This is a genomic window from Streptomyces sp. NPDC094032 (genome assembly GCF_040303965.1).
Lineage (GTDB): Bacteria > Actinomycetota > Actinomycetes > Streptomycetales > Streptomycetaceae > Streptomyces.
This window is the reverse complement of record NZ_JBEOUE010000003.1, coordinates 50,024-68,118: the sequence shown is the minus strand read 5'-3', so window position 1 is coordinate 68,118 and position 18,095 is coordinate 50,024. Positions and strand designations below refer to the sequence as shown.

The following is an 18,095-nucleotide window of genomic DNA, read 5'->3' as shown; positions in this document are numbered from 1 at the left end:
CGGGCGCCGAGGCCCCCGCGGCCTTGACGGCTCAGCCGGCGGTCTTGAGCAGCTGCTTCCAGTAGGGCAGCTCGCGTACTTCAGCCCGCTTGTACACGCGGTTCGGTCGCAGTTGCTCGTACGCGTGAACAAGACTCTCAGCGCTTTCCCGCGTCAGCGCGGGTACCTCGTCGAGGATCTTCTCCCACTGCGGTGCCGCGGGGTCCCGCTGACTGCAGTGCAGCCAGTCGATCGGCAGTCGGCGGGAGACTGCCCAGACCACCAGGTCAGGAGCGTCCTCCAGTAGGTGCCAGTGGTGGGCCGACCGGGCCCGGAGCATCTCTTCCAGCACGTCGAGGATGGACCGGCGGAACGTGATGGCGATACGGATGCCCGTCGCTTGGGTGCGGTCGTTGAACAGGGTGCGGAATGCCGGGCCGGAAGGATCCCGCCAGATCTCCTGCCGGCCCTTGTCCTCGAGCGTGCGATGGGCAAGATCGGGATGGGCTTCCCGCGAGAAGAGCGCGAGCGCCGTGGTCGCCTCGCCGATGGAGTATCCCGCTCGGTGCGGGCCGCGCCGCTCCCCGCGCCGAAGTTTGAAGTGAAGCTGATCGTTGGCGAACTGCTTGACCAGTTTGATCATGATGGGGTGACGGACGAGCAGGTCCTGCGGTTCGGCGGGGTTGCAGTACAGATGTGCACGGTCGTACTCGCCACGAGCCAGTTCACGGGCCGCTCCGGTAAAGATGCGGACATCCAGTACGGCCTGGTTCAGATGCTCCAGGGTCAACGTGGCGGCGAGACGGGCGATGAGGGCGAGCAGCTGAAACCCATCGATGCACTCCAGCCCGAAGAGATCGAGGGTGCCGCTGCTGCGAGTGCCGTCCGGTACCCAGAAGACGCTGCCGGCGCCCAGGACCACTTGTCCCAAAACGCTGAGGGCCTCTGGCCGCTCGCGCAAGACCCGTTCCCGCTCCCGGTTCTGGGCGGAACCCTCGAGGAATTCGCGCCTGGCTCCGAGTCGCTCCGCGGCGTCGAGTGCCTCGCCGAGTCCGACAAGTTGGCCGGCTGGTACACGAGCGTGCCAGTGGTCGGTGCCCAGCCGGTGGAGGAGCGTCGTCTGGATCCGGTGCCCGGAGTACGGAAGGGGCATGCTGGTCGGCTCCTGATGAGCCGGGAAGGGGCGCGTCGCGGCGGAGGAGTTCACGCCCCTACAACGGGCGCCTTCTCCATCAGGTGACGGGCGTCGCCGCGGAATGCGTGGCCTCCTGAAGCCGGATTTCAGAAGTCCTCGGCGGATGTCTCGTGCCCGGGCTCGGGGATACGCCAGACGATGCGGACCTGCTCGTCCAGGGGCAGCGAGGGGCCGCCGACGTAGATGCGATGGATCAGGTACAGCACGGCCAAGCGGAGCGCTTCCGGCTCAAGGTCGTTCACGGCCGAGCGGCTCAGCCTCGCCACCTGCCGAACGATGCGCGGATCTGCTTCGAGGGGACCGAGTTCTGCCACGATCTCCGGCTCGAGCCGGCCATCCTCACGCATGGCCGAGATCGAGCGGTCGAGTAGGTCGGGTTCGACCTCGATCCGGGTGAGGATGCGGTCGATCACGTAGTGGTGGAGGGTGTCCGCTGGGATGTTGGTGTGCTCCACCGGTTCTTTGCCCGTGCAGCTCGGGCACCCTACGCACGCGTCGGGTCCGAAGAGATCCTCCGATTCCTCGTCCGCCTGCCGAGTGGACAGGAAGCAGGAGGCCACCCACATGATCTCCGGCTTGCTCAGCTCCAGGTCCTCGGCGGATGACAGATCGAGGTCGTTCCAAACCCGAGTCGCGGCTTCATCGTCCGCCCCGAAGCCGGGAGGCGGCATCTCGGAGCGCATCAGGGACGCCAGGCTGACGAGATGAGGCTCCCAGTCGAGTGCGCTGTGCAGCAGGGTGGCGAGATCGTCTCCCGCCCGTTTCCAGAAGATGAGGTCCTCGTCGTAACCGTTGACGAAGTGCAGGACGTGGTCCGTCGGATCGAATTCGACCCCGGACATCTCTCCCAGGTGAGTGAGAACGGCCTGCCTGCCCCGGTAGCGCCCGACATAGCGACGGGCTTGTGCGACGAACGACTCCATGGTCGTGTCGGCCAGCACCGCGTTGGGGCTGACTCCGATCACCTTCGGGCGGCTGAACGCGCCGGCCCGCCGGAGCTGGTGGGTTGCGTTCGCCCAGAAGAGCCGCTTGCTGTCCGGGTCGTACACCACGCAGTAGACGGGGATGTTCCCGTCCGCCCAGGTGCTGCCGTGGTGGCCGACAGGTACCGCGTAGCCGTTGGCGCGGCGCCACTTGGCACCGCCCTTGACCTGAACCCTGATCACGTCGCTCGTCACCTGTTCGTCCTCGACGAACGTGACGTAGAGATCCTCGCCGAAGTCGTTCTGCCGGATATCTCCTGGACGATGTGGTCATGCTCCTCGAGGAGGGTGCGTACCGCGTTCACGGCCGCCTGGCCCACACGCCGGCCTTTCGGGATCTTCGGCATGCTGCCCCTCCGGAGGTTCCTCGCTCGCCCCGCCCGGGTTTCGAGGCGATGTCGTCCGCCGAGATTCTGCCCCGCACCTCTGATACGAGGTCCGACGAACGTCGAAGGGCCCCACCGTGAACGGTGGGGCCCTTCGACATCGTGCCCGGTGAGGCACTGGCGGAGGATACGAGATTCGAACTCGTGAGGGGTTGCCCCCAACACGCTTTCCAAGCGTGCGCCCTAGGCCACTAGGCGAATCCTCCGGGGAGAACATTACATGACCGGAGGGGGTGCTCGCGCACACGATTCCGGGTGGGGGGGCGGTGAAGGGTGCAGGTCGACGGGGGTGGTCGGGGAGGGGTTCGGATCGGGTACTCTGGGCGGAGCCCCTCACGTGGCGCTATCTGACTGAACTCCCCCAGGGCCGGAAGGCAGCAAGGGTAGGTCGGCTCTGGCGGGTGCGTGGGGGGCGCTTGCGTTCCCGGGGCGGGTCGTCGTTTCCCGGGTTGTCGGTGGGCGCCTATAACCTCGTATACGTGTCGTCTCTCGCGCTGTACCGCCGCTACCGCCCCGAGTCCTTCGCCGAGGTCATCGGGCAGGAGCATGTCACCGACCCGCTGCAGCAGGCGCTGCGGAACAACCGGGTCAATCACGCGTACCTGTTCAGCGGTCCCCGTGGATGCGGCAAGACGACCAGCGCCCGGATCCTGGCGCGCTGTCTGAACTGTGAGAAGGGTCCCACCCCCACCCCGTGCGGGGAGTGCCAGTCCTGCCAGGACCTCGCGCGCAACGGGCCGGGCTCCATCGACGTCATCGAGATCGACGCGGCGTCGCACGGTGGTGTGGACGACGCCCGTGACCTGCGGGAGAAGGCCTTTTTCGGGCCCGCCTCCAGCCGGTACAAGATCTACATCATCGACGAGGCGCACATGGTCACCTCGGCGGGCTTCAACGCCCTGCTGAAGGTGGTCGAGGAGCCGCCTGAGCACCTGAAGTTCATCTTCGCCACGACCGAGCCCGAGAAGGTCATCGGGACGATCCGGTCGCGTACGCACCACTACCCCTTCCGGCTCGTCCCGCCCGGCACCCTGCGCGAGTATCTGGGCGAGGTCTGCGGCCGCGAGGGCATCCCCGTCGAGGACGGCGTGCTGCCGCTCGTCGTGCGGGCCGGTGCCGGTTCGGTGCGTGACTCGATGTCCGTGATGGACCAGCTCCTCGCCGGCGCGACCGACGCGGGTGTGACGTACGCCATGGCGACGTCCCTGCTCGGCTACACCGACGGGTCCCTGCTCGACTCGGTGGTGGACGCCTTCGCCGCCGGGGACGGCGCCGCCGCCTTCGAGGTCGTCGACCGTGTCATCGAGGGCGGCAACGACCCCCGGCGCTTCGTCGCCGACCTCCTGGAGCGGCTGCGCGACCTCGTGATCCTCGCGGCCGTCCCCGACGCCGCCGAGAAGGGGCTCGTCGACGCCCCGGTGGACGTCATCGAGCGCATGCAGGCCCAGGCCTCCGTCTTCGGCTCGGCCGAGCTCAGCCGGGCCGCCGACCTCGTCAACGCCGGTCTGACCGAGATGCGCGGCGCGACCTCGCCGCGGCTCCAGCTGGAGCTGATCTGCGCGCGCGTGCTGCTGCCCGCCGCCTTCGACGATGAGCGCTCCCTGCAGGCGCGCCTCGACCGGCTGGAGCGCGGCGCCGCCGCCGCGCCCGTGCCCGCGCCCGTGTTCACGACGAGCTCCCCGGCGCCCCAGATGGGGTACGTGCCGACCGCCGAGGCCCATGTCCCGCCGCCCGCCGCCCCCGTGCCGCAGGCCGCGCCGCCCATGCCGCCCGCCCCCGCTCCCGCGCCCGTCCAGCCCGAGCCCGTCGCGTACCAGCAGCCCCCCGCGCCCCAGCCCGAGGCCGCCGAGGCGCCGCGGCCCGGTGCGTGGCCCGGGGCCGCCAAGCCCGGTGGCGGTGCGCCCGGCGCCTGGCCGGGAGCCGCCGTGCCCGCGGCCGCCCCCGCCCCGCAGGCGCAGGCCCTCGCCCCGCAGGCCGCCGCCCAGCCCGCCGCCCCGGCGGCCGGCGGGAGCATGGCCGCCGGCGCCGCCCAGGTGCGGAACATGTGGCCGCAGATCCTGGAGGCGGTCAAGGGCCGCCGCCGCTTCACCTGGATCCTGCTCTCGCAGAACGCCCAGGTCGCCGGCTTCGACGGCACCACCCTCCAGCTCGGTTTCCTCAACGCGGGCGCCCGCGACAACTTCGCGAGCAGCGGCAGCGAGGACGTCCTGAAGGCCGCTCTCGCCGAGCAGTTCAACGTGAACTGGCGCGTCGAGGCGATCATCGACCCCTCGGGCGGTGCCGCCGCGCCGCCCGCCGCCGGCGGCTTCGGTGGCGGCGGCTTCTCCGGCGGGGGCGCCCCCGCCGGCGGCTTCGGCGGCCGCCCGCCCGCGCCCGCCCCCGCACCGGCCGCGCCGCCCGTGCAGCAGGCCCCGGTCCAGGCCCCCGCGCCCGTACAGGCTCCGCCGCCCGTCCAGCAGGCCCCGGCCCCCGTCCACACGCCGCAGGCCCCGCCGCCCGTCGCGCCCGAGGACGACGTCCCGGAGGAGGACGACCCGGACCTCGTGGACTCCGCGCTCTCCGGCCACGACCTGATCGTGCGCGAGCTCGGCGCGACGGTCCTGGAGGAATACACGAACGAGTAGCGGCGTCTCGCTCGGTGGCCCGCACAAGGGGCATCCCGCCCCGCGGGCTACCCTGGCTGGCGTGAAGGTCCTCGTCATCGGCGGCGGCGCCCGCGAACACGCCCTGTGCCGCTCCCTCTCCCTCGATCCCGACGTCACCGCTCTGTACTGCGCGCCCGGCAACGCCGGAATCGCGGAGGTCGCCGAGCTGCACGCCGTCGACCAGCTCGACGGCGCCGCCGTCGCCCGTCTGGCCACCGAGCTCGGCGCCGAGCTGGTCGTCGTCGGCCCGGAGGCCCCGCTCGTCGCGGGTGTCGCCGACGCCGTCCGCGCCGCCGGCATCCCGGCCTTCGGCCCGTCCCGGGAGGCCGCGGAGCTGGAGGGCTCCAAGGCGTTCGCCAAGGACGTCATGGCCGGTGCCGGTGTCCCGACCGCCCGCAGCTACGTCTGCACCACCCCCGAGGAGATCGACGAGGCGCTGGACGCCTTCGGCGCTCCGTACGTCGTGAAGGACGACGGCCTCGCCGCCGGCAAGGGCGTCGTGGTCACCGAGGACCTGGCGAAGGCCCGGGAGCACGCGCTCGCCTGCGACCGCGTGGTGATCGAGGAGTTCCTGGACGGCCCCGAGGTCTCCCTCTTCGCCATCACCGACGGCACCACCGTCCTCCCGCTCCAGCCCGCGCAGGACTTCAAGCGCGCGCTCGACGGCGACGAGGGCCCGAACACCGGCGGCATGGGCGCCTACTCGCCGCTGCCGTGGGCCGACCCGAAGCTGGTCGACGAGGTCATGGCGACGGTGCTCCAGCCGACCGTCGACGAGCTGCGCCGCCGCGGCACCCCGTTCTCCGGTCTGCTGTACGCGGGTCTGGCGATCACCAGCCGCGGTGTGCGGGTGATCGAGTTCAACGCGCGCTTCGGTGACCCGGAGACCCAGGTCGTGCTGGCCCGCCTCCGCACCCCGCTGGCGGGCGTCCTCCTGAACGCCGCCAACGGCACCCTGGACGACCAGACGCCGCTCACCTGGCGCGACGACGCCGCCGTGACCGTGGTCGTGGCCTCGCACAACTACCCGGACACCCCGCGCACCGGCGACCCGATCGAGGGTCTGGCCGAGGTCGCCGCCACGGACGCCCCCGAGGCGTACGTGCTGCACGCCGGCACCAAGCGGGACGGCGACGCCGTCGTCAGCGCGGGCGGGCGCGTGCTCTCGGTGACCGCCACCGGTACGGACCTGGCGCAGGCCCGCGAGCGCGCCTACGCGGCAGTCGGCCGTATCCGCCTTGACGGTTCCCAGCACCGTACGGACATCGCGCTCAAGGCCGCCGGGGCCTGAGCGAACCCGATCGAACCGTCATAGACCGGAAACGATCCGGATCAAGCGACACAAAAGCGCGGCCGTGCAGTCAACAGCACGGCCGCGCTTTCGTCATCACCTTTAGCCAAAGCCATTCCATCGAGTGACGGATCGCCTGTCTGGATGACGCCCGCCGAAGCCCCAACTAGGGTGCGGCGAAGGCGTTCGGAGAGTGTTCCGGCACTTGGCCCACCGGCATTGCGATGTCGGTGGCGGATGCCACAGTGGGGGAGTGAGCAACACCGCCACGGGTAGTCCCGACAAGGGCAGGAGGGGGTGATGTACGGCGTGTCCGGTACCGGTTCGGTGATCGGCGACGAGCTCGGCGCGCGTGCCGCGCGGGCCCGGGCCCTGGCCGTGCTGCGCGTCCGCGGCAGGGCGCTGGGCGCCGCGGTGCTTCCCGCCGCTGTCGCCGTCGTCCTCTACGCGGGCGGCGTCACCGGCCACTTCACGGGCCCCGCCTGGGACACCGCCCGCTGGGTGGTCACTGTCGTCGCCGTGGGCGTGCTCCTCGCCGCGGCCGCCGTCGCCCTGGTCGTCGCGCGGGCCCGCCCCGCCCTGACGCCCACGGTGGAGCTCGCCGAGACCTCCGCCCCCGACCTCTACCGGATGGTCCGCGACCTCGCCGACCGCCTCGGGGTCCCCGCGCCCTCCGCGATAGCCCTGACCCCGGACTGCGACAGCTGGCTGGAGGACCGCTCGCACCCGGCGCACGGCCGGCACCGCGGCGGGGACGCGCCGGTCCTCGTGATCGGCTCGCCCTTCCTGTGGTGGATGCGCGTCGGTGAGCTCCGCGCGGTCCTCGCCCCCGTCGTCGCCGGTACGGGTCCGGCCGCCCACCCCGACATAGCCGCGGCCCGCCGTTTCGTACGGGGCCTGGACGCGGCGGTGGCCGTGCCCCGGCGCCCCGGCCTCGACCCGGTCCGCAGGCTGGGCGCGCTCGGCGTCGGCCGGCTGGCCCGGATCATGCTCGTGGGCTGCCGGACGCACGCCGCCGAGATGGAGCGGGGCGTGGCCGCGGCCGGCTCCGAGCGGGCGCAGGCCGTGGACTACGGGGTACGGATCGTCGCCCAGGAGCAGGTCGGCCTCGCCTACGCGGGCTGGGACCGGCTGCTGACCCGGGTCGCCCTGCCCGCCTGGCGGATGGGCCGCTGGCCCGCGCGCCTGGACGCGGGCGTGGTCTCCGCGCTCACCGAGCTCTCCCGCCGCGACCGCCTCGCCGAGGGGTTCACCTCCCGGCTCGGCGAGCGCCCCGCCTGCGACCTCCTGGAGGAGCCGGGCACGGTCGACGCGGCCACCTCGCTGCTCGCCGCCCGTCTCTTCCACGGCGGCCCCGCCGAGCCCGGCCCGGACTGGGCGCCGGTCGAGTGGAGCCAGTATCCGGAGGAGGTCGTCGACCGCACCTGGCGCGCCGACGCGGCCCGCCTCCACCAGGTCCTCGACCGCCTGGGCCCGCCCGGCCCGGCCCCCGGCCCCGAGGGCTCCGCGCCCCCCGAGGCCTCCGACGCCCCGACCCTGTCCCGCGTCATGGCCCGCCTCACGACGCCCCGGCCCGACACGGGGACCACCGGGACCACGGCCGCCGAGGCCGCACCGGACCCGGAGGACACGACGGCGCCCACGCCCACGACCACGCCCGACCCGCCGAGGGCCCAGACCTCGGCGCCCGGCCAGGCCCCGGCGCCCGGCCAGACCCCGCCGACGGCCCAGACCCCGGCGCCCGGCCAGACCCCGGCCACCGACCCCGAGCCCGGCTCCGACCTTGACGTCGGCTCCGACCTCGCCCCCAAGCACGACCTCACCCTCGACCCCGAGCACGACCTCGCCCTCGACCCCGACCAGGACCCCGACCAGGACCTCGACCCGGACCTCGACCCGGACCTCGGTCACCCCCCCACCCCCAACCCCGCCGCCGACGCCCTGGCCGCCGCGCTCACCGCGCAGGCGGCGCGGGAGGAGGGGATGCGGCCGGTCGTGCCCGCCGTCGAGGGGCTCGACGGGGAGCTGCCGCTGTTCCCGCTCCAGCCGCCCCGGACCGGGCGGGACCTGCTCGCCGACCACGTGGCGGCCATGGTCTGCTGCGCCGCCGTGGACACGGCCGAGGCGGCCCCGGGGCTCGACTGGCTCGACGGGCCCGCGCTGCTCGTCGCCGGGGAGCGGAGCACCGATCTGAACGGCGTGGTCCTCGCCCTCGTCGAGGACGGCGACCCGGAGCCCCTGCGTGCCTGGCTGGCCAGGACCGGGGTGCGCCCGGAGAAGCCCGTCCGCCTGCTCTGAGCAGCGCGCACCCGCACCGGACCACACCGGACTGGCTGCTTCCACTCTCGTCAATTCACGACGAACGGTGACGGACTGCGTGCGTTATGTGATGTGCTGGAGACCGGCACTGACAGAGGCAGTGTCCGGAAGCCGTCCCCCGTGGCCGTATCCAGGGGCAGTATCCAAAGGCAGTATCCAAAGGCACTGACCAGTCGGCCGGGGGAGTCGAGGGAGGGGCGCAGCATGGGGGCGGAGCAGATCAGGCGGTGGGAATCGGGCGCGCTGGCCCATGCCGTGTCCGATCCGTTCGGCCAGGGCCCGCTGCCCTGGCTGCGCGGTTCGGACAACTACTTCGACGACACCGGTCAGATGGTGCCCTGGTACGCGGACGAGACGCTGGCCCGCGGTGGCGTCGGCGGTCCGCGGATGGCCGACGACGTGCACGGCCAGATCAAGGGCTTCGCCTCCAGCGGGGGCGTCGCTCCCGGCGAGGCGATCGATTTCCACATCACGGTGGACCCGCCGCAGCAGTTCTCGGTCGACATCTACCGGATCGGGCACTACGGCGGCGACGGAGCCGCCAAGATCACCACCAGTCCCCGGCTCTCCGGGATCGTCCAGCCGGCCCCGCTGACCGCCGACCGGACCGTCTCCTGCCACCACTGGTGGCAGTCCTGGCGGCTCCAGATCCCGTCGTACTGGTCGATCGGCGCCTATGTCGCCGTCCTCACCACCGTCGGCGGCTACCGCTCCCACATCCCGTTCACGGTCCGCGACAGCCACCCGGCGGACCTGCTGCTCGTCCTGCCGGACGTGACCTGGCAGGCGTACAACCTCTATCCGGAGGACGGCCGGACCGGCGCCAGCCTCTACCACGCCTGGGACGCGGAGGGCCGGCTGCTCGGCGAGGAGGAGGCGGCGGTCACCGTCTCCTTCGACCGCCCGTACGCGGGCGCGGGCCTGCCGCTGCACGTGGGCCACGCCTACGACTTCATCCGCTGGGCCGAGCGCTACGGCTACGACCTCGCGTACGCCGAGACCCGCGATCTGCACGCGGGCCGGGTGGACCCGAGCCGCTACCGGGGCCTGGTCTTCCCGGGCCACGACGAGTACTGGTCGGCGCCCATGCGCCGGACCGCCGAACTCGCCCGTGAGCAGGGCACCTCGCTCGTCTTCCTCTCCGCCAACACCATGTACTGGCAGGTGGAGCTGGGCCCGTCGCCGTCGGGCGCCCCGGACCGGCTGCTCACCTGCCGCAAGCGCCGTGGCCCCGGCCGCCCGGCGCTGTGGCGCGAGGTGGACCGGCCGGAGCAGCAGCTGCTCGGCATCCAGTACGCGGGCCGGGTGCCCGAACCGCAGCCGCTGGTCGTACGGAACGCGGACCACTGGCTCTGGGAGGCCACCGGCGCGGGCGAGGGCGACGAGCTCCCGGGCCTGGTCGCGGGCGAGGCGGACCGCTACTTCCCGCGCACCGCGCTCCCCGAGCATCAGGGCCGCATCCTGCTCGCCCACTCGCCCTACCGGGACAGCGAGGGGGCGCTGCGGCACCAGGAGACGAGCCTGTACCGGGCCCCGTCGGGCGCCTGGGTCTTCGCCGCCGGCACCTTCGCCTGGTCGCCGGCGCTGGACCGGCCGGGCCATGTGGACACCCGGGTCCAGCGCGCCACGGCGAATCTCCTCGACCGCATCTGCAAGAGGGACTGAGCGGGGGGTCACAGGGCCTGGCGGCGGGATCCGCCCGGATGTGCGAGAGAATCGGACACGCTCCTGGATCAACCTACGCGGAGGAACCGTGTCCGGATTCGTAGAAAAGCCCGAGCCTGTCCAGGTCCCGGGCCTGACCCATCTCCACACGGGCAAGGTCCGCGACCTGTACCGCAACGAGGCGGGCGAGCTCGTGATGGTGGCGAGCGACCGCATGTCGGCGTTCGACTGGGTGCTGCCGACCGAGATCCCCGACAAGGGCCGGGTGCTGACCCAGCTGTCGATCTGGTGGTTCGACCAGCTCGCCGACCTGGTCCCGAACCACATCCTGTCGGACGAGATCCCGGCCGGCGCCCCCGCCGACTGGGCGGGCCGCACCCTGATCTGCAAGTCCCTGGACATGGTCCCGGTCGAGTGCGTGGCCCGCGGCTACCTGACCGGTTCCGGCCTGCTGGAGTACGACGAGTCCCGCACGGTCTGCGGTCTCGCGCTGCCCGAGGGCCTGGTCGACGGCTCGGAGCTGCCCGCCCCGATCTTCACGCCGGCCACGAAGGCCGCCGTCGGCGACCACGACGAGAACGTGTCGTACGAGGAGGTCGCGCGCCAGGTCGGTGCCGAGACCGCCGCGCTGCTGCGCCGTACGACCCTCGACGTCTACTCCCGGGCCCGGGACATCGCGCGCGAGCGCGGGATCATCCTGGCGGACACCAAGTTCGAGTTCGGCTTCGAGAGCACCCCGGAGGGCGAGCGCCTGGTCCTCGCCGACGAGGTGCTCACCCCGGACTCCTCCCGCTTCTGGCCGGCCGCCGAGTGGGAGCCGGGCCGCGCCCAGCCCTCGTACGACAAGCAGATCGTGCGGAACTGGCTGATCTCGCCGGCCTCCGGCTGGGACCGCAAGAGCGAGCAGCCGCCGCCGGCCCTGGCGCCGGAGGTCGTGGAGAAGACCCGCGGCAGGTACATCGAGGCGTTCGAGCTGCTGACCGGGAAGTCCTGGTCCTAGGGAACGAGAAAGCCCCCGGTCGATTCGACCGGGGGCTTCTTCATGGAGCGGACGACGAGATTCGAACTCGCGACCCTCACCTTGGCAAGGTGATGCTCTACCAACTGAGCCACGTCCGCATGCGCCTTGGCGCGCTGCTAACTATACCCAATGTCCCGGGTGCCGATGACCCGCTTTTCGGGGCCCGCTGTTGTGGTGGGCGCCACAGCCGTGCCGGGAGCACGACGAAGGCCCCGGTTCGATGAACCGGGGCCTTCGTTCCCTGAGCGGACGACGAGATTCGAACTCGCGACCCTCACCTTGGCAAGGTGATGCTCTACCAACTGAGCCACGTCCGCATTGCCTCCGCTCGGCTTCCACCGGGCGGCGCGAGCACCACTCTACCTGATGCACCGGAGTGCTCGGTAACGCGATGCAGAGCGGGTGACAGGGATTGCACACTGCGCCTTCCCCCTGGAAGGGGGCTGTTCTGCTACTGAACTACACCCGCACGCTGCTTGAGGTTCGGGGCCTTGCGGCCTCGCCCCTCGGCGTGTTCCAGACTCTAGCGGATCATGGGGGGTGGGATGCAAATCCGGGGTCGGAGCCGGGTCGGACGCGGGGTCAGCTCGCGGCGCGGAAGGCCTCGTAGACCCGCTTCGGGATGCGGCCCCGGGCGGGCACGTCCATCTTGTTGGACTGCGCCCAGGCGCGGACCGCGGCCGGGTCGGGGGCGAGCGCCGTGTGCTTGTAGCCACCCGCGGGCACCGCCTTCGCGGCGCCGCCGGGCCGGCCGCTCAGCTTGCGGCCCGCGGCGAGGTAGGGCGCGAGCGCCTTGCGCAGTTTCTTTGCATTGGCGGGATTCAGGTCGATCTCGTACGTCTTCCCGTCCAGGCCGAACGCGACCGTTTCCGCCGCTTCTCCACCGTCGATGTCGTCGGAGAGGGTGACCACCACTCGCTGCGCCACGGATATCGGTCCTTTCCTGTGGATCGCCCTGTCATCTCGACGTCCACGCCGCTCTGACATGCTGCGACGCCGATCAGACGGCTCCCCGGGGGCAATCGGGGGGCAATAACGCGCTTGTCTCTGCATTCCCTTTGTACAGTGGCAGGTGGCGCATTGTGAAGCCCACTCAATTGTTTCCGCGTGTCCCGGTCGGCGGACGATATTCCACTTGAATTCATCGGGGGGTCGTGCTGGGGCCCTTTGTAGGATCCTTCAGACTTCTACCCGCGTAGAATTTGGAGGCAGGTACGCTGAGGGAACCGCCCACGCAACACACCACCGGGAGTGCCAGTGGCACGCGTCGTAGTCGACGTCATGCTCAAGCCGGAGATCCTCGACCCCCAGGGACAGGCGGTGCAGCGTGCACTGCCCCGCCTTGGATTCGAGGGCATCGCCGACGTCCGCCAGGGAAAGCGCTTCGAGCTGGAGGTGGAGGGACCGGTCGACGAGGCCGCCCTCGCCCGCATCCATGAGATGGCCGAAACGTTCCTTGCCAACACCGTGATCGAGGACTTCACCGTGAAGGTGGAGTCGTGACCGCACGCATCGGCGTCGTCACGTTCCCCGGAACGCTCGACGACCAGGACGCGCTGCGCGCGGCCCGCCTGGCGGGCGCCGAGCCCGTCTCGCTGTGGCACCGCGACAAGGACCTCAAGCAGGTCGACGCCGTGGTCCTGGCCGGCGGCTTCTCCTACGGGGACTACCTGCGGGCCGGCGCCATCTCCCGCTTCTCGCCGGTGATGGAGTCGATCATCGAGCAGGCGAAGGCGGGCATGCCCGTCCTCGGCATCTGCAACGGCTTCCAGATCCTCACCGAGGCCCATCTGCTGCCGGGCGCCATGCTGCGCAACAACCACCTCCACTTCATCTGCCGCGACCAGAAGCTGCGGGTGGAGAACGCGGAGACCGCTTGGACCTCGGACTACACCGAGGGCCAGGAGATCGAGGTCCCGCTCAAGAACATGGACGGCCGGTACGTCGCCGACGAGCGCACGCTCGACGAGCTGGAGGCCGAGGGCCGGGTCGCGTTCCGCTACCTGGACGTGAACCCCAACGGCTCGCTGCGCGACATCGCCGGCATCACCAACGCCGCGGGCAACGTGGTCGGCCTCATGCCGCACCCGGAGCACGCCGTCGAGCCGCTGATCGGTACCGGCAAGACCGACGGTCTCGGTTTCTTCACCTCGATCCTCAAGAAGCTGGTCAACGCCTGATGACTCTGGACACGGTCAAGCACGCGACCGAGACGCCCGACGTCGAGCAGCCCTGGAAGGAACTCGGCCTCAAGGAGGACGAGTACGACCGGATCCGCGAGATCCTCGGCCGCCGTCCCACCGGCGCCGAGCTCGCCATGTACTCCGTCATGTGGTCCGAGCACTGCTCGTACAAGAGCAGCAAGGTCCACCTGAAGCAGTTCGGCGAGAAGGTCCCCGAGAACGACGCCATGCTCGTCGGCATCGGTGAGAACGCGGGCGTCGTCGACGTCGGCCAGGGGTACGCGGTCACCTTCAAGGTCGAGTCGCACAACCACCCCAGCTACATCGAGCCCTACCAGGGCGCGGCCACCGGCGTCGGCGGCATCGTCCGCGACATCCTCGCCATGGGCGCCCGCCCCGTCGCCGTTGTCGACCCGCTGCGCTTCGGCGCCGCGGACCACCCCGACACCCGGCGCGTGCTGCCCGGCGTGGTCGCCGGCATCGGCGGCTACGGCAACTGCCTGGGCCTGCCGAACATCGGCGGCGAGGTCGTCTTCGACGAGTGCTACCAGGGCAACCCGCTGGTCAACGCCGGCTGCATCGGCGTGATGAAGCACGAGGACATCCACCTGGCCAAGGCCTCCGGCCCCGGCAACAAGGTGATCCTCTACGGTGCCCGCACCGGTGGCGACGGCATCGGCGGCGTCTCCGTGCTGGCCTCGGAGACCTTCGACGACAGCAAGCCGACGAAGCGCCCCGCGGTCCAGGTCGGCGACCCGTTCCAGGAGAAGCTGCTCATCGAGTGCACCCTGGAGATCTTCCAGGAGAAGCTGGTCGCGGGCATCCAGGACCTCGGCGGCGCCGGTCTGTCCTGCGCCACCTCCGAGCTGGCCTCCGCCGGTTCCGGCGGCATGCGCGTGGAGCTCGACCGGGTCCACCTGCGCGACGCGACGCTCTCGCCCGAGGAGATCCTCATGAGCGAGTCGCAGGAGCGCATGTGCGCGATCGTCGAGCCCGAGCACGTCGACCGCTTCCTGGAGATCTGCGAGAAGTGGGACGTCATCGCGGTCGTCATCGGTGAGGTGACCGAGGGCGAGCGCCTGGAGATCTTCTGGCACGGCGAGCAGATCGTCGACGTCCCGCCGCGCACCGTCGCGCACGAGGGCCCGGTCTACCACCGGCCGTTCGCGCGCCCGGAGTGGCAGGACGCGCTCCAGGCCGACGACGCCGGCAAGCTGCCCCGGCCGCAGGGCGGCGCCGAGCTGAAGGACCAGGTCCTCAAGCTGGTGTCCTCCCCGAACCAGGCCTCGAAGTCCTGGATCACGGACCAGTACGACCGGTTCGTGCAGGGCAACACGGTCCTGGCGCAGCCCGAGGACGCGGGCATGGTCCGGATCGACGAGGAGACCAACCTCGGCGTGGCCATGGCGACCGACGGCAACGGCCGGTACGCCAAGCTGGACCCGTACACGGGCGCGCAGCTCGCGCTGGCGGAGGCGTACCGCAACGTCGCCGCCTCCGGTGCGAAGCCGCTGGCGATCTCGGACTGCCTGAACTTCGGTTCGCCCGAGGACCCGGCCGTGATGTGGCAGTTCGCCGAGGCCACCCGTGGTCTCGCGGACGGCTGCCTCCAGCTGGGCACCCCGGTCACCGGCGGCAACGTGTCGCTGTACAACCAGACCGGTGAGGTCGCGATCCACCCGACGCCCGTCGTGGCCGTCCTCGGTGTGATCGACGACGTCAACCGCCGCACCCCGATCGCCTTCGCGGAAGAGGGCCAGCTCCTCTACCTGCTGGGCGACACCAAGGAGGAGTTCGGCGGTTCGGCCTGGTCCGAGGTGATCCACCAGCACCTCGGCGGTCTGCCGCCGGCCGTGGACCTCGACCGGGAGAAGCTGCTCGGCGAGATCCTGATCTCGGCCTCCCGCGACGGCATGATCGACGCGGCCCACGACCTGTCCGACGGCGGTCTGGTCCAGTCGGTCGTCGAGTCCTGCCTGCGCGGCGGCAATGGCGCCCGCCTGGTCGTGCCCGAGGGCCTGGACGCGTTCACCTTCCTCTTCAGCGAGTCGGCCGGCCGCGCGGTCGTGTCCGTCCCGCGCAGCGAGGAGCTCCGCTTCACCGACATGTGCGGTGCGCGGGGTCTGCCGGCCGCCCGGATCGGTGTGGTCGACGGCGACGCGGTCGAGGTGCAGGGCGAGTTCAGCCTCTCCCTGGAGGAGCTGCGCGCGGCCCACGAGGCGACGATCCCGGGCCTGCTGGCCTGACCCGCCCCCGTATCCGTACGGAACGGAGCCCCCGCCCCACCCGGGCGGGGGCTCCGTGCTGTCAGCCGGTGCCCCAGAAGGCGTCCGCCTCCACGACGTCGGCGACGCACTCGTCGATGTCGGAGATCTTGTCGCCGACCAGCGTGAAGAACAGGCCGCCGTCCATCTCGATGCCTCGGTCGCCGCGGTCGGCGTGGAAGCGGTGCGCCGAGATGACATGGCCGCGCCCGTCCACGAAGAGGCCCTTCACCTCGACGCGGAAGGTGCCGCCGGTGAGTTCGGCCAGCTTCGCGTAGTAGCCGCCGATGACGTTGTCCCGGCCCTTGTAGTGCCCCGAGATCTGGCTCTCGCCGGGGACGTGGTGGGTGCAGTCGCTGGTCATCATGGTGGCCAGCGTCTCCATGTCACCCGAGCTGAACGCTTCGTAACCCCGGCGGATCAGGGCGGCATCGGGGTGTTCGTGATGGGTCATGGTCCCCTCGCCTGCTTTCGCTGCGGTCGGTCCCTTCCTCCCAGTCTCGCGGCTAGCCTCTGCCCATGCCACCTGCCAAGAAGCGCACCCGCAGCTACGACTCCGCCAAGACCCGCGCCGCCGTCCTCGCCCAGTTCGGGCACGTACGGGACGCGGTGCTCGCGCTGCCGCCGGAGGCGCTCGACGGGCCGACGCGGCTGGGGGCGTGGACGGTACGGGAGCTGGCCGGGCACATCGCGTGGATGGTCGGCTCGGTGCCCGAACTGCTCGCCGCGCCCGAGCCAGCGGAGCGCGAACTCCCGCTCCTGGACTGGCCGTCCGCGACCGCCTCGGCCGCCGGGCGGATCGACGAGCGCACCCGGGGCATCGCCACCGCCGACCTCGCCGGACTGTACGAGCGGACCGGGGAGGCGTACGAGAAGGCGGTGGCGGCGGCCCCGGACACCCGGCTGCTCCCGGTGAGCTTCGGCGCGATGACGCTGGCCGACTTCCTCGTCACCCGGACCGTCGAACTGGTCGTCCACACCGACGACCTGAGCGCCGCGACCGGCGTCGCCGTCCCGTACGACCGGCAGGCGCTCGCCGCCTGCACCCGGCTGCTCGCGGACACCCTCGCGGCGCGGGCCCCGGGCGGGGCGGTGGAGGTGCGCGTCCCGCCGTACGCCGTGGTGCAGTGCGTCGAGGGGCCGCGGCACACCCGGGGCACCCCGCCGAACGTGGTCGAGACGGACCCGCTGACCTGGATCCGGCTCGCGACCGGGCGGGCCGGCTGGGCGGCCGAGCTGGACGCGGCGCGGGTGAGCGCGAGCGGGGAGCGGGCCGATCTGGCGGGGCTGCTGCCGCTGATGGGCTGACCGGGCGCCGCCCCCGGAACCGTACGGGGAGTCGGCCCGTCCCACCGGCATGAAGACGCCGCGCACCCTCGCCGCCCTGGTCCCGCTGCTCTTCCTCGCCGCCTGCGGTACGCAGCAGGGCGCGGGTCCCGGAGCCGGTGCCGTCGGTCCGGGGCTGCCCGTCGAGGGCACCCAGTGGACGATCGGCGCGGTCACGGTGGACGGCGCCCGGTCGGCGGCCCCGCCCGGGGCGCGGGTGGAGATCGCGAAGGACGGGCGCGCCCGGGGGAACACCGGCTGCAACCACTTCGGCGCGGGAGTGGCCGTCCGCGGGGACACCCTCACCGTCTCCCCGGACGAGGTCACCGAGATCGGCTGCCCCGCCGACCTGCGGCGCTTCGAGACCGCCCTGTTCAAGGCGTTCAGCGGCGAGCTCAAGGGCGTACTGAAGGGGAAGGCGCTCACGCTGACCTCGCCCGACGGGCGCCGGGGCGTGGAGCTGACCGCCGAGCCCGACGCCCCGTTCCTCGGCACGACCTGGACGGTGGACGCGCTGCTCTCCGGGACCACCGCGGCCTCGCTGCCGGCCGGCTCCGAGGGCAAGGCGAAGCTGACCTTCGGCAAGGACGGGCGGCTCACCGGCAGCCTCGGCTGCAACCGGGTCACCGCGCCCGCGCGGATCAGCGGCGCCAGGATCACGCTCGGCGCGATCGCGACCACCCGGATGATCTGCACGGGCCCGCAGATGGACCTGGAGACGAAGCTGTACGAGGCCCTCGACGGCCCCCTCTCCTACCGCCTCGACCACCGCACCCTGACCGTCACGGACGCGGACGGCCAGGGCTTCACGGCGACGGCGGGCTGAGCCGGGGATCGG

General features: G+C 71.7%; 14 protein-coding genes, 4 tRNA genes and 1 other RNA gene. 11 read left to right on the top strand and 8 right to left on the bottom strand.

Annotated elements, in window-relative coordinates:
- Positions 1–31: 31 nt before the first annotated feature.
- The 3 genes from ABTZ54_RS06425 to ABTZ54_RS06415 form a co-directional block, all read right to left on the bottom strand.
- Complete coding sequence (locus ABTZ54_RS06425) at positions 32–1,132, bottom strand: hypothetical protein (protein ID WP_351657868.1); 1,101 nt, start codon at positions 1,130–1,132, stop codon at positions 32–34.
- Positions 1,133–1,260: 128 nt separating this feature from the next.
- Complete coding sequence (locus ABTZ54_RS06420) at positions 1,261–2,352, bottom strand: DUF4365 domain-containing protein (protein WP_351657866.1); 1,092 nt, start codon at positions 2,350–2,352, stop codon at positions 1,261–1,263.
- 309 nt (positions 2,353–2,661) lie between these two features.
- Positions 2,662–2,749 (bottom strand) — tRNA-Ser (locus ABTZ54_RS06415).
- Positions 2,750–2,867: 118 nt separating this feature from the next.
- On the opposite strand from ABTZ54_RS06415, the gene ffs reads away from it, so the two are divergent.
- From ffs to ABTZ54_RS06385, 6 genes are all read left to right on the top strand, one after another.
- An RNA gene (gene ffs / locus ABTZ54_RS06410) (signal recognition particle sRNA small type) lies at positions 2,868–2,966 on the top strand.
- Between the two features lie 56 nt (positions 2,967–3,022).
- Positions 3,023–5,167, top strand: a complete 2,145-nt coding sequence (locus ABTZ54_RS06405; RefSeq protein ID WP_351657864.1) for a DNA polymerase III subunit gamma and tau — start codon at positions 3,023–3,025, stop codon at positions 5,165–5,167.
- A 61-nt stretch (positions 5,168–5,228) separates the two neighbouring features.
- Positions 5,229–6,479, top strand: coding sequence for a phosphoribosylamine--glycine ligase (purD, locus tag ABTZ54_RS06400; protein WP_351657862.1), 1,251 nt, complete (start codon positions 5,229–5,231; stop codon positions 6,477–6,479).
- Between the two features lie 300 nt (positions 6,480–6,779).
- Positions 6,780–8,777, top strand: a complete 1,998-nt coding sequence (locus ABTZ54_RS06395; protein ID WP_351657860.1) for a M48 family metalloprotease — start codon at positions 6,780–6,782, stop codon at positions 8,775–8,777.
- Between the two features lie 225 nt (positions 8,778–9,002).
- Positions 9,003–10,463 carry a N,N-dimethylformamidase beta subunit family domain-containing protein gene (locus tag ABTZ54_RS06390; protein ID WP_351657858.1) on the top strand — a complete coding sequence of 487 codons (1,461 nt, stop codon included), beginning with the start codon at positions 9,003–9,005 and terminating at the stop codon, positions 10,461–10,463.
- Positions 10,464–10,551: 88 nt separating this feature from the next.
- On the top strand, positions 10,552–11,463 hold the full coding sequence (locus tag ABTZ54_RS06385) for a phosphoribosylaminoimidazolesuccinocarboxamide synthase (protein WP_351657856.1): 912 nt from the start codon (positions 10,552–10,554) through the stop codon (positions 11,461–11,463).
- A 43-nt stretch (positions 11,464–11,506) separates the two neighbouring features.
- On the opposite strand, the gene ABTZ54_RS06380 is transcribed toward ABTZ54_RS06385, so the two are convergent.
- From ABTZ54_RS06380 to ABTZ54_RS06365, 4 genes are all read right to left on the bottom strand, one after another.
- Positions 11,507–11,582, bottom strand: a tRNA-Gly gene (locus ABTZ54_RS06380).
- A gap of 146 nt (positions 11,583–11,728) precedes the next feature.
- A tRNA-Gly gene (locus ABTZ54_RS06375) sits at positions 11,729–11,801 on the bottom strand.
- A gap of 80 nt (positions 11,802–11,881) precedes the next feature.
- Positions 11,882–11,953 (bottom strand) — tRNA-Gly (locus ABTZ54_RS06370).
- A 113-nt stretch (positions 11,954–12,066) separates the two neighbouring features.
- Positions 12,067–12,411, bottom strand: coding sequence for a histone-like nucleoid-structuring protein Lsr2 (locus ABTZ54_RS06365; RefSeq protein ID WP_351657854.1), 345 nt, complete (start codon positions 12,409–12,411; stop codon positions 12,067–12,069).
- A gap of 330 nt (positions 12,412–12,741) precedes the next feature.
- Here ABTZ54_RS06365 and purS point away from each other — a divergent pair, with 330 nt between their 5' ends.
- From purS to purL, 3 genes are read left to right on the top strand one after another with little or no spacing between them, the layout of a single operon-like run.
- On the top strand, positions 12,742–12,987 hold the full coding sequence (purS, locus tag ABTZ54_RS06360) for a phosphoribosylformylglycinamidine synthase subunit PurS (RefSeq protein ID WP_046909015.1): 246 nt from the start codon (positions 12,742–12,744) through the stop codon (positions 12,985–12,987).
- Positions 12,984–13,664 (top strand): phosphoribosylformylglycinamidine synthase subunit PurQ, encoded by a 681-nt coding sequence (gene purQ, locus ABTZ54_RS06355; RefSeq protein ID WP_116159822.1) that lies wholly within the window; start codon positions 12,984–12,986, stop codon positions 13,662–13,664. Before purS ends, purQ begins: the two co-directional genes overlap by 4 nt.
- Complete coding sequence (gene purL / locus ABTZ54_RS06350) at positions 13,664–15,913, top strand: phosphoribosylformylglycinamidine synthase subunit PurL (RefSeq protein ID WP_351657851.1); 2,250 nt, start codon at positions 13,664–13,666, stop codon at positions 15,911–15,913. Before purQ ends, purL begins: the two co-directional genes overlap by 1 nt.
- Before the next feature lie 61 nt (positions 15,914–15,974).
- Here the strand turns inward: purL and ABTZ54_RS06345 are convergent, their stop codons facing one another.
- On the bottom strand, positions 15,975–16,385 hold the full coding sequence (locus ABTZ54_RS06345) for a nuclear transport factor 2 family protein (protein WP_351657850.1): 411 nt from the start codon (positions 16,383–16,385) through the stop codon (positions 15,975–15,977).
- 65 nt (positions 16,386–16,450) lie between these two features.
- Here ABTZ54_RS06345 and ABTZ54_RS06340 point away from each other — a divergent pair, with 65 nt between their 5' ends.
- Together ABTZ54_RS06340 and ABTZ54_RS06335 are read left to right on the top strand one after the other, a co-directional pair.
- Positions 16,451–17,239, top strand: a complete 789-nt coding sequence (locus ABTZ54_RS06340) for a maleylpyruvate isomerase family mycothiol-dependent enzyme (protein WP_351657848.1) — start codon at positions 16,451–16,453, stop codon at positions 17,237–17,239.
- A 49-nt stretch (positions 17,240–17,288) separates the two neighbouring features.
- Positions 17,289–18,083, top strand: coding sequence for an META domain-containing protein (locus ABTZ54_RS06335; RefSeq protein ID WP_351657846.1), 795 nt, complete (start codon positions 17,289–17,291; stop codon positions 18,081–18,083).
- Positions 18,084–18,095: the final 12 nt, after the last annotated feature.

Excerpts from the sequence above, each read along its gene's own strand:
- ABTZ54_RS06345 (WP_351657850.1), bottom strand. The coding sequence starts at position 16,385 with ATGACCCATCACGAACACCCCGATGCCGCCCTGATCCGCCGGGGTTAC.
- ABTZ54_RS06425 (WP_351657868.1), bottom strand. The coding sequence starts at position 1,132 with ATGCCCCTTCCGTACTCCGGGCACCGGATCCAGACGACGCTCCTCCAC.
- ABTZ54_RS06390 (WP_351657858.1), top strand. The coding sequence starts at position 9,003 with ATGGGGGCGGAGCAGATCAGGCGGTGGGAATCGGGCGCGCTGGCCCAT.
- ABTZ54_RS06340 (WP_351657848.1), top strand. The coding sequence starts at position 16,451 with ATGCCACCTGCCAAGAAGCGCACCCGCAGCTACGACTCCGCCAAGACC.
- ABTZ54_RS06335 (WP_351657846.1), top strand. The coding sequence starts at position 17,289 with ATGAAGACGCCGCGCACCCTCGCCGCCCTGGTCCCGCTGCTCTTCCTC.
- ABTZ54_RS06395 (WP_351657860.1), top strand. The coding sequence starts at position 6,780 with ATGTACGGCGTGTCCGGTACCGGTTCGGTGATCGGCGACGAGCTCGGC.
- purL (WP_351657851.1), top strand. The coding sequence starts at position 13,664 with ATGACTCTGGACACGGTCAAGCACGCGACCGAGACGCCCGACGTCGAG.